The 15,327-nt window shown below is 63.7% G+C and carries 15 protein-coding genes and 2 pseudogenes; 11 read left to right on the forward strand and 6 right to left on the reverse strand.

All coding sequences use genetic code 11. From position 1 onward, the window contains the following. Positions 1-14 precede the first annotated feature (14 nt). Entirely contained in the window at positions 15-1,022 is a 1,008-nt protein-coding gene (locus I6H87_RS20805; RefSeq protein ID WP_231881484.1) for a helix-turn-helix domain-containing protein, read from the forward strand. Between the two features lie 88 nt (positions 1,023-1,110). On the opposite strand, the gene I6H87_RS20810 is transcribed toward I6H87_RS20805, so the two are convergent. From I6H87_RS20810 to I6H87_RS20825, 4 genes and pseudogenes are all read right to left on the reverse strand, one after another. Beyond that, positions 1,111-1,887, reverse strand: coding sequence for a citryl-CoA lyase (locus I6H87_RS20810; RefSeq protein ID WP_011616574.1), 777 nt, complete (start codon positions 1,885-1,887; stop codon positions 1,111-1,113). 63 nt (positions 1,888-1,950) lie between these two features. Continuing rightward, entirely contained in the window at positions 1,951-2,460 is a 510-nt protein-coding gene (locus tag I6H87_RS20815) for a MaoC family dehydratase (protein WP_011616575.1), read from the reverse strand. A 45-nt stretch (positions 2,461-2,505) separates the two neighbouring features. Then, positions 2,506-3,254: pseudogene (gene fabG / locus I6H87_RS20820) on the reverse strand (3-oxoacyl-ACP reductase FabG). 39 nt (positions 3,255-3,293) lie between these two features. Then, positions 3,294-4,109, reverse strand: a complete 816-nt coding sequence (locus tag I6H87_RS20825; protein WP_011616576.1) for an IclR family transcriptional regulator — start codon at positions 4,107-4,109, stop codon at positions 3,294-3,296. Between the two features lie 171 nt (positions 4,110-4,280). On the opposite strand from I6H87_RS20825, the gene I6H87_RS20830 reads away from it, so the two are divergent. The 7 genes and pseudogenes from I6H87_RS20830 (at position 4,281) to I6H87_RS20855 (ending at position 10,778) form a co-directional block, all read left to right on the forward strand. Next, positions 4,281-5,285 (forward strand): Bug family tripartite tricarboxylate transporter substrate binding protein, encoded by a 1,005-nt coding sequence (locus I6H87_RS20830; RefSeq protein WP_011616577.1) that lies wholly within the window; start codon positions 4,281-4,283, stop codon positions 5,283-5,285. Positions 5,286-5,308: 23 nt separating this feature from the next. Continuing rightward, complete coding sequence (locus tag I6H87_RS20835) at positions 5,309-6,112, forward strand: enoyl-CoA hydratase/isomerase family protein (RefSeq protein WP_011616578.1); 804 nt, start codon at positions 5,309-5,311, stop codon at positions 6,110-6,112. Between the two features lie 34 nt (positions 6,113-6,146). Beyond that, the gene (locus I6H87_RS20840; protein WP_011616579.1) at positions 6,147-6,923 is read left to right on the forward strand and encodes an enoyl-CoA hydratase/isomerase family protein; all 777 of its coding nucleotides are present in this window, start codon (positions 6,147-6,149) and stop codon (positions 6,921-6,923) included. Positions 6,924-7,051: 128 nt separating this feature from the next. Next, positions 7,052-8,473, forward strand: a complete 1,422-nt coding sequence (locus I6H87_RS20845) for an aldehyde dehydrogenase family protein (RefSeq protein ID WP_011616580.1) — start codon at positions 7,052-7,054, stop codon at positions 8,471-8,473. A gap of 111 nt (positions 8,474-8,584) precedes the next feature. Beyond that, positions 8,585-9,490 (forward strand): TauD/TfdA dioxygenase family protein, encoded by a 906-nt coding sequence (locus I6H87_RS20850; protein ID WP_011616581.1) that lies wholly within the window; start codon positions 8,585-8,587, stop codon positions 9,488-9,490. Between the two features lie 386 nt (positions 9,491-9,876). Further along, a pseudogene (locus tag I6H87_RS34460) lies at positions 9,877-10,254 on the forward strand (ISKra4-like element ISBte1 family transposase); the annotation flags it as partial. Positions 10,255-10,379: 125 nt separating this feature from the next. Then, on the forward strand, positions 10,380-10,778 hold the full coding sequence (locus tag I6H87_RS20855; RefSeq protein WP_081225791.1) for a VOC family protein: 399 nt from the start codon (positions 10,380-10,382) through the stop codon (positions 10,776-10,778). A gap of 245 nt (positions 10,779-11,023) precedes the next feature. Here the strand turns inward: I6H87_RS20855 and I6H87_RS20860 are convergent, their stop codons facing one another. Next, a complete protein-coding gene (locus I6H87_RS20860) occupies positions 11,024-11,932 on the reverse strand; it encodes a LysR family transcriptional regulator (RefSeq protein ID WP_010812576.1) in 909 nt (302 codons plus the stop codon). Positions 11,933-12,051: 119 nt separating this feature from the next. Here I6H87_RS20860 and I6H87_RS20865 point away from each other — a divergent pair, with 119 nt between their 5' ends. Next, complete coding sequence (locus I6H87_RS20865; protein WP_011616585.1) at positions 12,052-12,447, forward strand: GFA family protein; 396 nt, start codon at positions 12,052-12,054, stop codon at positions 12,445-12,447. Positions 12,448-12,590: 143 nt separating this feature from the next. Here the strand turns inward: I6H87_RS20865 and I6H87_RS20870 are convergent, their stop codons facing one another. Then, positions 12,591-13,574, reverse strand: coding sequence for a helix-turn-helix transcriptional regulator (locus tag I6H87_RS20870; RefSeq protein WP_051398552.1), 984 nt, complete (start codon positions 13,572-13,574; stop codon positions 12,591-12,593). Between the two features lie 154 nt (positions 13,575-13,728). Between I6H87_RS20870 and I6H87_RS20875 the strand changes: the two genes are divergently transcribed. Together I6H87_RS20875 and I6H87_RS20880 are read left to right on the forward strand one after the other, a co-directional pair. After that, a complete protein-coding gene (locus tag I6H87_RS20875; protein ID WP_010812573.1) occupies positions 13,729-14,415 on the forward strand; it encodes a fumarylacetoacetate hydrolase family protein in 687 nt (228 codons plus the stop codon). A 24-nt stretch (positions 14,416-14,439) separates the two neighbouring features. Continuing rightward, on the forward strand, positions 14,440-15,318 hold the full coding sequence (locus I6H87_RS20880) for a polysaccharide deacetylase family protein (protein ID WP_010812572.1): 879 nt from the start codon (positions 14,440-14,442) through the stop codon (positions 15,316-15,318). The last annotated feature ends 9 nt before the right edge of the window (positions 15,319-15,327 follow it).

Genomic DNA, 15,327 nt, shown 5'->3' on the forward strand with positions numbered 1-15,327 from the left:
GAGTGGCTCGAAAATTGGGGCAACTATACGAGATTTCGGAGGCTATCGAAAGCCTGCCGTCCGGAGGCGCTTGCGCGGTGGCACATTGCGGCGTGCAGTCGTTCGCAAGCCCGGAAGATCACCGGCTGGGACTCCCGGAACTCAACAAGCGATACCTGCAGACCGGCCCGGGGCGGTATGCCGGCCATCTTCAGCAGGTCAGGCCGGACGCCGATTTGCTGGTCTACCGGGAACGCCTTGACGTCCCGATCCTCAGGGAGGGCTGGACGAGGAAGGGCTTGCGCATGTTCGCCATTGCGCTGCCGGTGGAGAGCCGCGCCACGTTCCATGGGCGTGCGGTCGGCGCCGCCGTCGCCCACCTCGCCGGTGGCCGTGAGTACTCGGTCCAGTCTCCCGGACCGAGCGAACACCTCGGGATCGTACTCGCGGACAGCACATTCTCTATCCATGCCGACTACCTCGGCGGCGTTCCCCGTCTCGCCTGGACCGGCGAGCCGCTGCTGGAAGCTCCTGCCGCCGCCCGGGAGCGTCTTGCCTCGCGCATCCTGTGCTGCCTGCTCGGCGCGACGAAAAACGTGAGCGCCCTGGTTTGCCCGGCGGCGCGCATGACCCTGCGCGACGATGTGCTCGAACACCTGTTCTGCCTGCTGATCGACGCGGAGCTGCCGGGCCGGCGCCGCGACATTACCCGGCTGACCTACAGCGATATCGTCCACCGGAGCCGGGAGCATCTGCGGGCGAATGCGGACCGGCCGGTCGGGGTGCTCGAACTGTCCGGGCTGTTGCGGGTGAGCCGGCGCACGATCCAGACGGCCTTCATGGAGGTGACCGGCGTCACGCCGCAAACCTATTTGCGGGCGATACGGCTGTCGTCGGTGCGCCGGTTGCTGCGGCAAACCAGTGCCGATCGGCTGACCGTCAGCCAGGCGGCAGCCCGCTGGGGTTTTGTCCACATGAGCCGGTTCGCCGCCGAGTATGGCCGGATGTTCGGGTGCCTGCCGTCGGAAGCCCCGCGCGCGTAGGCGTTGGCGCTGTCCCCGGATGCGCGCGGGCGCGGCGAAAAAGAGGGTGGCGCGCCGCATCCCGTGCAGCGGCGCCGGCTCTCTCTGCTCAGAGGACGTTGCGCGGATCCTGCTCGAGTACAAGCGTCCAGATCTTCTGTCCGACCGGTGCCTGCCGTTCTTCCAGGATGTGCGCAAGCAGGCCGGCCGAGCGGCCGACCAAGGCGAGGCCGCGCGCCATGACCGGGTCCAGTCCCATGTCGGCGACGATGGAGCCAATGGCACCCACCGCATTGAGGGGCAGCTTCTTGCCGAACTCCTTGTCGAAGACGTCGGCGATCGCCTCCATCACGCGCCAGTGCACGCCGTAGCAGCCGTTGGCGACCGACAGCGCACGCAAGGTGGGCACGCGCGGGTCGCCGTCGACGTGGATGGGGTGGCCGACCCCGTAGATGGCACGCCGTTCCTGCTTGTGCCGCCGGATGACCGCGCGCGCCACGTCGCGGACCTGACCATCGTCCGCGTCCTGGTCCAGGTCGCGCGCGGCCTCCAGCAGCATTTCGGCCGAGTTCTGCATCGTGCCGAGCAGCACGCTTCCCGCGCCGAGCAGGCCGGCCGCGACGGCCGCGACGGCCGCCTGCATGGCCTCGGGGGCTCCCGTGTAGGTCATGCGGGTCGAGACCGAGCTTGGCGTCAGGCCATGATCGGCGGCGGTCACGAGCAGCGCGTTGACCATGGTCTTCTCCTGTGGGCTCGGCGACCGTGCGAGCGTGAGGAGGAAGATCATGTCGACGAAGTCGAACTTGCCGATGATCTCCGTGGAGAGGTTGAGGTTGCGTACGACAATGGTGTCGCGCGTGGTGTAGCCGATGTCGGTCGTTATCATGGGATGGGCTTCCTTTCCGGATAAAGGGTGGTGTGGCAGAAACGGTGGCGTTCTGGCCGATGCTCATGACCCCGGGTGAGAGGTGCGGCGGCGTCGCATCAGATAGGTGGTTTCCATTTCGGCGCATACTTCGCCGCGCTGGTTGACGGCCTTGCGCAGGAAACCGGTCAGGCCACGCTCCGGCTTGCTTGTGGGCCTCTGCTCGACGACTTCGACCTCGACGCGGATGGTGTCGCCGATATGGGTGGCGCGCGGGAAACGGATGCGGTTCTCGAGCACGCCAAACAGCGCGTCTTCCATGAGCTGGTTCGGGATAGCCCGCGAGGTCAGTCCGGCCATGAACGAGGCGACCAGCATGCCGTGGGCGATGCGCTGGCCGTGCACCGAAGTGCCGGCGTATTCGGCGTCGACGTGCAGGCGGTTCATGTCGCCGGTCAGCGCGGCGAATGCGGCGACGTCGGCTTCGGTGATGGTGCGCGAGGACGTCGTGTACTTCGTTCCGACCGTCAGGTCGTCCCAGCAGAGGCTGAGGCGCTGGAGTGATTCGAAGGTGAGCAGGGGCTGAGTCGTCATCGCGGTTCTCCGAGGTTCAGTGGTTGAAAGCCGTTGCAGGTGCGCTCAGCCATATCGGCCCCCGGTGACGAACAGCGTGGTCCCCGTGATGTAGCGGGCATGCTCGGATGCCATGAACGCTACGGCCGCAGCGATGTCGCCGGGCTGGCCGACGCCGGGCACCTGGATGCGCGCCACCGCGTTCTGCAGCACGGTCTCGTAGTTGGGCAGGCTCTTGATGCAGTCGGTTTCGATGAAGCCGGGTGCGATCGCATTCACGGTGATGCCATGCCTGGCCTGTTCCTGCGAGAGCGCCCGGGTGAAGCCGACGAGGCCCGCCTTGGCGCTCGAATAGTTGGTCTGTCCGGGGTTGCCGAACAGCGGCGCGAGGCGATGTTCACGATGCGTCCCCAGCCGTTCTCCTGCATCGGCGGCAGCGCCGCGCGGCAGCAGTGGAAGGCGCCCTTGAGGACGACGTCGATCACGATGTCCCAGTCGCTCTCGTCCATCTTCAGCAGGGTGCGGTCTTTCACGAGACCGGCATTGTTCACAAGTACGTCGAGACGGCCGAACGCTTCACGGGCTGCGCCGGTCATCTGGCGCACCTGTTCCGCGTCCCGCACGTCGCAGCGCAAGCCCATCGCGCGCGCGCCGCCGGCTTCGATCGATGCCGCGAGTCCGGCGGCGGCGTCGGCATCGAGGTCGGCGATGACCACGGCCATCCCCTCGGCGGCGAGCATGCGCGCCGTCTCGGCGCCGATGCCGCGCGCCGACCCGGTCACGATGGCGACACGGTCCTTCAATCCCAGATCCATTGAATCTCCTTCCGTTGTAGTCAATGCGTGGTTAATCCATTAGCTCAGTGTCTTGCGCCGTTCCCGCGGCCGTGGCGCAGCGCGATCCGGCCGCGATGCTTTCGGCGCGGGGAATGGTTCGTGCGTGAGCAGTACGTCGCGCACTTCGAGCAGCACGGCCAGGTAGGCGTCGTGGTTCTCTTCCATGCGTTCGGTAGGTCCCGCCACCGACAGGCCGACGACGCGGCCGCTCAGACAGCCCGAGACCGCGAGGGCGCACACACCCACCCCGCTTTCACCGCGGGTCTGGTACCAGCCGCGCTCGCGGCCCAGGTCGATATTGGCGACGACGGCGTCGACGGTGTCGAGCGTTCTCGGCGTGACCCGCTTGAGATTCAACTGGCTGACGTCGGCCAGCATGTCTTCGCGCGGCATGAACCCGAGCAAGGCCTTGCCAAAAGCGGATGAATGGAGGCCGTAGCGCTCTCCCACTTCGGCCGTGTAGCGCAGTGCATGCCGGCTCGGCACCGTGGCGACGATCCTGGCGACCGAGCGTTCGCGGATGCCGAGATAGGTGGTTTCGCCGGTCTTTCGCGCAACTTCCTCGACGGTTTCCTGCGCGGCTGCCGTGAGCGGATCGTTCGAACTGATCTGGCGTGCCGCCTCGAACAGGCGGCCAGTGGGATAGAAGCGCCGCGTCAGCGGCGTGCGCATCAGGTAGCCCAGCATGTGCAGTGTGTGCAGGAGGTCCGAACTGCTGCTCTCCGGTACCGACAGTAGGCGGGCCATGTCCGAGTTGGACAGCTCGCGCCGTTCTTTCGCGAAGAGTTCGAAGACGGCCATGGTGCGCTGGACGACGGGACTGAGGAAGGGCATTTGCGATGTCCGAAAAAATCCCGATGGCTGGAAAATTCTTGAAGACGAATTGCTACGGTATGTCGTAGTATTGCTCTACAACTCGTAGCAATGCAACTGGGAAATTTCGCCGGCCTGTCGGGCTGGCGACGCCGCGAAGCCACACCAACACACCCAAAGGAGACTCTTCGCATGGAACTTCGGACCATCACGCGCACGCTGGCGCCACGCCTTCGCCGGATCGGCGCGACCTGTGTGGCGGCAGCGGTGGCTGCGAGCGATGCGCTCGCGCAGCCCGCTTATCCCGCCAGGCCAGTCACGATCGTCTCCGTCGGACCGGCCGGCGGGGTCACGGATCAGGCCGCGCGGCTGATCGCCACCAAGGTCGGTGCGCGCCTTGGGCAAACCGTGATCGTCGATGACCGAGGCGGCGCGGGCGGAAATATCGGCGCGGAGTACGCCTCGAAAGCAGCGCCGGACGGCTACACGCTGATGGTCGGCACGCAGGGCACCCAGTCGACCAACCAGTTCCTCTTCAAATCGTTGCGCTTCAATCCCGAGAAAGATTTCGTGCCGGTGCACGGGATCATTTCGCTGCCCAACGTGCTGGTGGTCAATGCCAGTCGTCCATATCGGTCGGTGGGTGAATTTGTCGCCTATGCCAGGACGCATCCCGGCAAGGTGACGGCGGCATCCGGAGGCAACGGGACCGGAATGCACCTTGCCATCGAGCAGTTCCGGAGCGTGGCCGGCGTAGACCTGGTGCATGTGCCGTACAAGGGCAGTCCGCCCGCGATCACCGATCTCGTAAGCGGGCAGGTGGACCTGTGCTTCGACTATCCGGCGACCACCGTCGGCCACATCCGGAGCGGCAAGCTGCGCGCGCTCGCCGTGCTGGGGCCGAACCGGCTGCCGCAGTTGCCGCAGGTTCCCACGATTGCCGAGGCCGGATTCCCGCGCGCCGAATCCACCGACTGGATCGGCCTGTTCGCGGTGGCCGGGACGCCGCAGCCGATTGTCGACCGGTGGACCAGGGAGGTGGCGCTCGTCCTGCAGGGGCCTGATGTCATCGCGTCCTTCGAGCGCATGGGCGGCGTGCCGCTGCCGCTGGGCGGCGAGCAGTTCGGCAGCTTCATCGTCTCCGAGCGGGTCAAATGGAAGGCGGTGATCGAACGCACCGGCGCACGGATCGAATAACGCATCACCACGAGGAGATCACCATGTACGAAGCTATCCAGTACGAGAACGAAGATGGCGTGGGCGTGCTCACGCTGGAGCGCCCGCAAACCAAGAATGCCGTGGACGCCGTCATGCGCCGCGAACTGCCACAGTTGATGGGCGCCCTGAACACCGACCGCACGCTCAAGGTACTCATCGTCACTGGCGCCGGCGGCAATTTCTGTTCGGGTGGCGACCTGCGCGCGGTGCGCGACAGCGCGGGCAGCGAAGGCTCGGCGGAGGGGCGCCGCCAGCGCATCCTGGACGGGCAGGCTACCCCCGGCGCGTTCCTGAATTTCGACCGCCCTGTCATCGCGGTGGTGGAGGGCGTTGCCTATGGGGCTGGCTGCTCGCTGGCACTGACCGCTGACATGGTCCTCGCCGCGCGCGACGCGCGCTTTTGCCTGTCGTTCGGCAGGATCGGCGCGGTGCCGGACTACGGCGCCTTCTATACGCTGCCGCGCATCGTCGGATTGCAACGGGCGAAGGAACTCGTTTTCTCCGCGCGCGAATTCGGGGCGGCCGAGGCACGCGATCTCGGCATCGTGATGGAGGTGCACGAGCCCGGTACCGTGCTCGACCGGGCGCGGGAGATTGCCCGCAGCATGGCGCAAGCGTCGCCCCTCGCGCTCAGCGTATCCAAGCGCGCGTTGAATACCTCTCTCCATTCCGATCTGCCGACCATGCTGATGCACGAAGCAGACGGGCAGGGTATTGCGATGAGCACCGACTATCACCTGACGGCAGTCAGGCGATTCCTGGACAAGGAGCCGCCGCTGTTCTCGTGGCCGCGCCGGCGCGACTGAACCTCGACCAGCCAATCCACAACCAGGAGGAAACATGAACGACTGGACCCAGTTGAAGTTGTCCGTGGATCGCCACATCGCGGTCGTTACGATGGATGCGCCGCCCGTCAATGCGCTGACGCGCGGGCTCAACGACGAGCTCGTTGCCGTGCTCGACCAGCTTTCCGACACACCCGAGGTACGCGTCATTGTCCTGACAGGCGCAGGCAAGGTGTTCTGCGCCGGCGCGGACATCAAGGGCCGTGGCGCGCTGGTCGATGGCCCCGGCGCCCTGCGCGCCCATTCGCGCCGCACACGGGAGTGCTTCCATGCGATCCGTGAATGTGCCAAGCCCGTGGTGGCGGCGCTCAATGGCCCCGCGCTGGGCGCGGGACTGGCCATTGCCGCTTCCGCAGACATCCTCGTGGCCAGCGAGCAGGCCAGCGCGGGTTTGCCGGAAATCGACGTCGGGGCGCTTGGCGGCGGCCGGCATGCCATGCGCCTGTTCGGGCATTCGCGCGTGCGCCGCATGATGCTGACCGGCTATCGCGTTCCCGCGCCCGAGCTGTATCGCCTCGGCATCGTCGAAGCGTGCGTGGCGCCCGATGCACTGATGCCGGCAGCGCTGGAGCTGGCGGAACAGGTCGCCTCCAAGAGTCCGGTGGTGTCCCAGCTTGCCAAGCACACCCTCAATACGATCGAGCACATGGGCTTGCGCGACGGCTATCGCTACGAACAGGACCAGACCGCCATCCTCTCGAAGACGGAAGACTGCAGGGAGGCACAGGCGGCATTCCGCGAGAAGCGGGCGCCGGTCTTCGTCGGCCGCTGAGGGTGCTTCGGGCACGGCCGTGTAACAACTTCCCGCCTGCGTGTTGCCGATTCTGTCAAATGCGGGCAGGTGCCCGCCCATATAGTGATGACGCACAGGTCCCCGCCTGGAACCAACGAGGAATACGCATGGAGACGCTTGAGAAGTTCTACATTGCCGGCGGATGGGTGGCGCCGTCGCCCGGCTCGACCCTGGCAGAAATCGTCAACCCGGCGAGCGAAGCGGTGATCGGCACGCTCGCAATGGGCACGGCGGCAGACGTGGATCGCGCCGTCGCCGCCGCGCGCGCCGCGTTCCCCGCTTGGTCGGAGTCGGGTCGCGAAGACCGCATTGCGCTGCTTGAGCGCATCATTACCCGCTATCAAGAGCGGCTCGACGACATGGCCCGGGCGGTGCGGCTGGAAATGGGCGCGCCCGCCACGCTGGCGCGCAACGTACACGCCATGGCGGGCCTGGGACAGTTGCACGCGACGCTGGCGGCGCTGAGGACCTTCGAATTCGAAACTGCGCGGGGCAAGGGCGTCATACGGCGCGAGGCGATCGGCGTGGCCGCGCTGGTGACGCCCTGGAACTGGCCGCTGAACCAGATCGTGGCGAAGGTGGCGCCGGCCATTGCGGCGGGCTGCGCCGTGGTGCTGAAGCCATCCGAGATTGCCCCGCTCGATGCGCGTATCTTCGCGGAGATCATGCACGACGCCGGCACGCCGCCCGGCGTGTTCAACATGCTCTCCGGGACAGGGCAGACCGTGGGAACAGCGTTGTCGTCCCATCCCGACGTGGATGTGGTCTCGTTCACCGGCTCGACGCGCGCCGGCATCCAGGTGGCCATCAACGCAGCGCCGACCGTCAAGCGTGTGGCGCAGGAGCTGGGCGGGAAGTCGGCACTGGTCATCCTGGATGACGCCGACCTCCGCGCCGCCGTCAGCGGCGGCGTGGCGCAGTGCATGGCGAACAGTGGCCAGACCTGCGTGGCGCCGACGCGCATGCTGGTGCCACGCGAGCGCTATGACGAGGCGGTCGGCATCGCCGCCGCCCTGGCGGATGCCACGAACGTCGGCGATCCGGAAGATCCGGCGACCAGCATGGGGCCGCTGTCGAGCCGGGCGCAGTACGAGCGGGTCCAGCATCTGATCGCCGTGGGCATGGGGGAGGGCGCGCGCGTTGCGGCGGGAGGCCTGGGGCGGCCTCGGGGCCTGGAACGCGGCTTCTTTGCGAGGCCGACCATCTTCGCCGGTGTGCGCAATGACATGGCCATTGCGCGCGAGGAGATCTTCGGGCCGGTGCTTGTCATGATTGCGCATGACGGGGACGACCACGCCGTGGCCCTTGCCAACGACTCTCCCTTCGGCCTCGCAGGCTATGTGATGTCGGGCAACGCCGACCGTGCGCGCAAGGTGGCACGGCGGCTGCGGGCAGGCATGGTCCGCATCAATGGCGCGCCCCCCGATCTGTCGCTGCCGTTCGGCGGCTACAAGCAGTCCGGCAACGGGCGCGAGTTCGGGCCGGAAGGCATCGCGGAGTTCCTGGAGACGAAGTCGATCATCGGCTGAATGCCGGGCTTAAGCTCGTTATGGTTTTCCCGCTCCCACCCGGCGAACCCTTTGCCCGGGGCCGGAGCGTACGTCAAAAATGTCATCACCATCAAGAATCGGAGACAACTCATGCGTACAGCCAGCCCCGAGTCCCCCACTGTGTCCACCCCTGCGGTGGTGCGGCCTAACGCCTTGCATGCCTCGTTCACGGTGAGCCGCATCTCGCCGGCGCTGGGCGCCGAGGTCGGCAGTATCGACCTGGCGGCGCCGCTGGACGATGACACCATTTCCGCGCTTCGCCGCGCGCTGGTCGAACACAAGGTCCTCGTGTTCCGCGACCAGGACATCACGCCGGCGCAGCATGTGGCCTTGGCGCGCCGGTTCGGCGAGCTGGAAGTCCATCCTGCGTTCCCGCATCACGAGCAATTTCCCGAACTCGTGCTGCTTGGCGGCGATGAGCGCAAGCCCGCCATGGAAAATGGCTATCACAGCGACGTATCGTGGCGGGAACTGCCGTCGATGGGGTCGATGCTGCGCTGCGCGCAGTGTCCGGAGATTGGCGGCGATACTGTGTGGGTCAATATGGCGCTGGCCTACGAACGTCTGCCTGATCACCGCAAGCAGCAGATCGAGGGCCTGCTGGCCGTGCATGACATCGGGCCGGCGTTCGGCGACAAGATGACGCCCGAGCAGCAGCGCCAGTTTCCTCCCGTCGCGCATCCAGTCGTGCGCACGCACCCGGAGAGCGGGGAGAAGATCCTCTACGTGAATTCAGGGTTTGTTACGCACTTCGCCAATTTCAAATCGCGCAATCCGCTGCGTGGTGCGTTCGAGTCGCAGTCGGAAAAGCAGGACCTGCTCGACTACCTGTTCCGCCAGCCCGCGATTCTGGAGTACCAGATGCGCCTGCGCTGGCGCCCCAACACCATCGCCTTCTGGGACAACCGCTCGACCCAGCATTACGCGATCCAGGACTACTTTCCGGCTGTGCGCCGCATGATGCGAGCGACCATCATCGGCGACCGGCCTGTCTGATCGACGTTCCCAACACCGCGCGGCTCGCTGGATTTCATTGCACGCTCTCGGCCTGAGATCACCAGGAAACGCACGAACTGCAAGTGCACGGGCCCGACAGTCCAGGACTTGGTCGGCGGACAGATATAGACGGCTTGCGCGATGCCTCTTGGGCTGCATTGGGCGAACTCGGCCGCTCCTGAGGTATGGGTGATGGCTGCTTGTGGCCGGGAAGCGATTTCCGTCGGCCGGAGGCGGTCGGCCCTTACTGGGCCAAGGCGCGGCGATAAGGCACGATAACGGGGCCTTATCGCGTCGTCGGTTGCGGCAAGTCCAAGCCCGGGCTGGTCGTCGCACATTGTTCACCGGAGGAGAGCGGCCAAGCGTGCGGCCTTGGTCAAGGCATAGCGCCGTGGCACTTCTGGCACGGCTGCTCCTATCCGGCGTTGCGTTGATTGGAAAGCCCTGGGGTGGAATTTGGTCGCTGAGGCCGGCCCGTCAAACTCGAGGTGTCATCGTCTGCCTGGACAGCAACCGGCACTTCATCGTGAACTACGGTGACCGCTGTCGGCATGGGGAGCACATTGCAAGGTTTCGTCGAGTCGGCCGTCAACCAAGTGGTGAGCAGGCGCTTCGTCAAACGACAGCAGATGGCTTGGCGGCCTCGGCGCGCGCACAACCTGCCATAAATCCGGATGGCCGTGCTCAATGACCAGTTGCGATCGCACGTTGAGCGACGGTATCCATCTATTGCCGCAGAAGAACAACATCGCCTTGCCGCTTGATTAGCCCCGATTTTGCGTCTCCGTATCGGACCGGCGAGGCTGACGCTTCGTGGGGAGGCTAGGAGCGATCCCATGCTCACAACCGTGATAATGTTCGTCGCCACCACCCTCCTGTGAGACGCAAAGTGATTTCGCACATTTTTCTTGGCGTTAACGACTTCGATCGTGCTTTTGAGTTTTATTCGGCGTTGATGCATGAACTAGGACACAACCTCAAATTCTGCGAGCGCGACACGCCATGGGCAGGGTGGATGGCAACGGACGCACCGCGGCCGCTGTTCCTTATTGGCAAGCCATATGACGGCAATGCTGCGCGAGGTGGGAATGGTCAAATGGTGGCATTGCTTGCGCGTGATCGGCAGACCGTTGACCAGGCATACGCCCGCGCGCTCGCAAACGGAGCAAATTGCGAAGGCGCTCCTGGCCTAAGAGCCCAGTATCACCCTCACTACTACGGCGCATACTTCCGAGATGCTGATGGAAACAAGCTTTGCGTATGCTGCCATCACCCGGTGTCGGTTTAGCGTTATCGATTTAGCACTGACCTGCCTCTGCGCCTGTCGACGCGGCCCTCACCTCAGATGGCCGTCGACGCGCTGGCGCGGGCAACGGAAGCCGGTCGATGCCATGCAGCGCAGGAAGTCGACAAACGCGGCTGGACTGAGATAGTTGTCATCCGAGCCATCCGTCCGGTCAAGGAAACGATGGGCGCCTGCGATCCCAGCAGGACACTCGATTATGGCGCACGACCCTCGCCCCGTTTGTGACGCTACTGGTGGGATGCTGAGGCGATCTTTTGAGAAAAAAACTTCACGAAAGCCTCGACCTTCCTCGGGTGATTGCGAGGTTTCGGAAACACCGCATATATTCCCGGCTGCTCAGATGCACCAATCTCGTCGTACTCTTCCAGCAGCCGAATCAAGCCGCCGCTGAGCAAGTCCTGCTCGACAAGCCAGTCGGGCTGCCGGGTGATTCCCTTGCCTGCTTTGGCCCATGCAATCAGCGCATGCGATTCGTTACTCGAAAATGCCCCATCTACCGGAATTGCCATAGTTGTGCCGTCCACCTGGTACTGCCAAGATGAGGAATGCGGTTCATGGCGGTAAATCAGGCACTGATGTCGTGCCAGTTCGGTCGGATGCCGGGGGGCGCCATGAGATGCCAGATAGCCGGGACTGGCGCATGTTACGCGGCGGTACGTGCTGAGGCATCGAGCCGAGAAAGCGGAATCCCCGGGTCGCCCCGCCCGCAGGGCGAGATCGAAGCCGTTGGCCACAAGGTCGACAATCCGGTCGCTAACCTGGAGATCGAGGCTGATTCTCGGGAAGCGTGCCGTGAACTCATCCAGATGCGGGTACACAAAGGTCAGCGCCACGCCCAGCGGTAATGTGACGCGTAACTCACCCCTTGGTTCCGACGCAAGGCGCCGGACCGCATCTTCCGCTTCATGCGACTGTTCAATGATGCGCTTCGCGTGTTTGTACCAGAGCCTGCCTGCCTCGGTCACGGCGATGCGACGCGTCGTCCGGTCGAGCAGGCGCGCGCCAAGCCGTTTTTCTATTCGGGCTAGTGCGCCGGTCACCGTCGCAGGCGCGAGTCCGAGGACCCGGGCTGCCTGCGCCATGCTCCCCGAGTCCACGATCTGGCAGAACACCTGCATGCTGAACAGCTGATCCATCGTCGATTATTCGTAAATCATGAAGAATCCATTCATGGGCGGCTACTTTATCAAAATTTCCGCACACCCTACGATCTTCTCCAATTTAGCATTCATCGCAACACTTCCTGGAGAAGCCCATGACCCAGCACGGCAGTTGTCTCTGCGGACACGTCAAATACCGAATCCACGGCCCGCTAACCGACGTCCTGAATTGTCATTGTTCGATGTGCCGAAAGCTTCATGCCTCGGCCTTCCGCACGAGAGCCAAGGTGGCGATTAGGGATTGGGAATGGGTATCCGGGCAGAACACCGTCAAGTTTTACGAGTCCTCGCCTGGCGAGCACAAGGGATTTTGCAGCGAATGTGGCTCAAGCATATTGACGCGATTTGACAGCAATCCCGATGTAATCGGATTCCCGCTCGGTACGCTTGATAGCGATCCCGGCGTGAAGGCCGAGCGCCATGTTTTTGTCGGCAGCAAGGCGTCGTGGTATGACATCACCGATACGCTTCTGCAGCACAAGGAATACTGAGGCCAGTCGGAACGCAGTACACATACAAGGGAAATATCACGAATAAGAAGCTTAAAATAAAGACTAGTGGAAAGCCACAACAATGCCAGTCTCATCGGCTAGCCCTCAGCTCACCACTTTGCTATGTCTTTTGACAGGTGGTCTTACTCAACCCAAGTTCGCGCGCCCACGTCCTGGAATTGGCGTCGATATGCCAAAGGTGTCGAACCCACGATCTGCCGAAACCGCCTGGCAAAGTTATTTGGTTCACCGAATCCCGTGCTTTGCCCGATTTCTGCGGCCGAGGCGGATGTGAAAGCCAGCAAAGTCTTTGCCCGCTCGATCCGCCTTTCAGTCACGATCTCCAGAAAGGTCTTTCCGGTTTCACTCTTCAGCAGGTGGGCCAGGTGTGTTGCTGATACATGACTGGCCTGCGCAGCGTCGCCCAAGGTCAGTTCCCGCGAAAGGTTTTGGGTGATATACCGAATGCAGCGCAGCACGGACTGCTTGTACGACTGCAGCAACATCCCGTTGCTCTCGCAAAGACGAATCTTGTCACCGTGGCGTCGCCACACCATGCCAATCAGGTTTAGCAAGTGGCTGCGGATCAGCAAGTTGCTGGCCGTATCGTCACTGGGCGATTGCTGGGATTCTTGCGCCATGCGCTCGCATAGCTCCTGAAGGTACTCGGTGTCCAGTTCATCGAACTGAAAATCCAGACAATGCTGAAAGCGGAAGGGACCAAGCTCTGGCGCGCGCGCGAGCGGCACTTCCGACAACTCGAAGACATCAAGGTTAAGCGACGGTAGCAGATACTCTTTGCTGATGTTGATTACGTGGAACTTGCCGTCCGCTACGTTCGGAATGTAGTGAACCAGAAACGGCAGGACGAAGCTTACGGTGCCGGGGCGAATGGGCCGCTGCTGGCCCCCAATGTAGTGAGTGGTTTCGCCTAGTGTGTTGACGTAAATCTGGAAGTACTCGTGACGGTGCGGCACCGGGTTCGGCAGACAGTTGCTCTGATCGTGGATGCCAAAGTAGGCGCTCTGCGCCCGGGCCGCCATGGTGTAGTTCCGGATGACAGCACCCTTCTCGCCGTCGTGGTGGAGGGGCAGCAGCGGGTCGTTCGAGGGCTTCGCTCGGTGCATGGAAACGTGGGGGGCAAAGGATCGTAAGGATTGCGCATCTTTTCGCAAGCCTGTGCGTTGAGGCCGAACGACCGCGTCTCTAAACTCTAGCCACTCCGTTCAATAATCTTACACAGAGACAATCCTTATGCCTAGAGCCAGTGCGGACAGCGTCGTGCAATCGACCAAGGTCCTGAGCGTTACCCCCGCCTTCATTGATATCGTTGGCAGCGATCAACGCTTCCCGGTGCGGCGCGTCTATTGCGTGGGGCGCAACTACCTTGCCCATATCCGGGAAATGGGGGAGGGTGACGAACGCGACCCCCCATTCTTCTTCCAGAAGCCGGCCGATGCCATTGTGACCGATGGCCGCGTCCCCTATCCGACGTTTACTGATGACTTTCAGTTCGAGTTTGAACTCGTCGTTGCCATCGGCCGTGAAGCGACGGAAGTGCCGCCGGACACTGCACTGGATCATGTCTTTGGCTATGCCGCAGGGCTTGACATGACGCGGCGGGACCGCCAACGCGAATGCAACAAGCGCGGCCTGCCGTGGGAGCTGGGCAAGTCATTCGACCATTCGGCGCCATGCGGTCCCATCCATCCCGTGGCGAAGGTCGGCCATCTCCGTTCGGGCGCACTGAGCCTGGCGGTAAACGGTGACGTACGACAGCACTCGGTCCTGGAGAAGATGATCTGGAACGTCCATGAAATCGTCAGCGAGCTGTCCAGGCAGTATCGCCTGCTTCCTGGCGACCTGATCTTTACCGGCACGCCAGAAGGCGTTGGTCCGGTGCAGCGCGGTGACAGGTTGATCGGCCGTATTGAAGGACTCGACCCCTTGCAGGTCGAGATCGTCTGAGTCCCGGGTCAAAGGAAACACGCCATGAAACCACTCGAACGCATCTCATTTTCGGCCATTTCCGAGCGTCCCGCCCTGACGCTGCCGGCTGGCAAGCGCCTGGCCGTTTGGGTCATCGTCAATGTTGAGGAATGGGATATCAACGAGACCATGCCGCGCACGGTTCTCACGCCTCCGGCGGGCGGTTCGCCGATGCCAGACATCCCGAACTGGGCCTGGCACGAGTACGGCAACCGCGTCGGCTTTTGGCGCATGCTGGACGTCATTGACGAGCTTGGGATCAATGCAACGCTCGCCATCAACGGCGCCGCCATCGATGCCTACGAGCCTATCGCCAAGGCGGCGAAGGCGCGTAACTGGGAGTTCATCGGCCATGGCTTTGGGCAGCGCAACATGCAGAAGGTGCCCGACGAAGCGGTCGACATCGCAAAGACCACCGAGGCCATTCGCGCCTACACCGGGAAGCGCCCCCGCGGCTGGCTCGGACCGGGGCTCACCGAGACCTGGAATACACCCGACATCCTCGCGGAGCAAGGCTACGAGTACGTGTGCGACTGGGTGCTCGACGATCAGCCCGTGGAACTGAGGACGCGAGATGGCGGCTGTATCGTGAACGTGCCCTACACACAGGAGTGCAACGATGTAGCGATGATGCTGATCCAGCATCACAAGGCCAGCGAGTATCGCGACCGCGCTATCGACCAGTTCGAGCAACTCTACGCCGATGCGAAGGACTCAGCCCGCGTGATGGCGCTGGTCGTGCATCCGTACATCATGGGCGCGCCACACCGCCTGCGCTATTTCCGGGAGGCGCTGGCGCACATTCGGGCACACGACGACGTTGCCTTCCTGACGGGAGAACAGATCCTCGATTGGTATAAGGCAGCGCGCGCGGCCTCATAGCCGGATCCG

Source organism: Cupriavidus necator, assembly GCF_016127575.1.
GTDB classification, from domain to species: domain Bacteria; phylum Pseudomonadota; class Gammaproteobacteria; order Burkholderiales; family Burkholderiaceae; genus Cupriavidus; species Cupriavidus necator_D.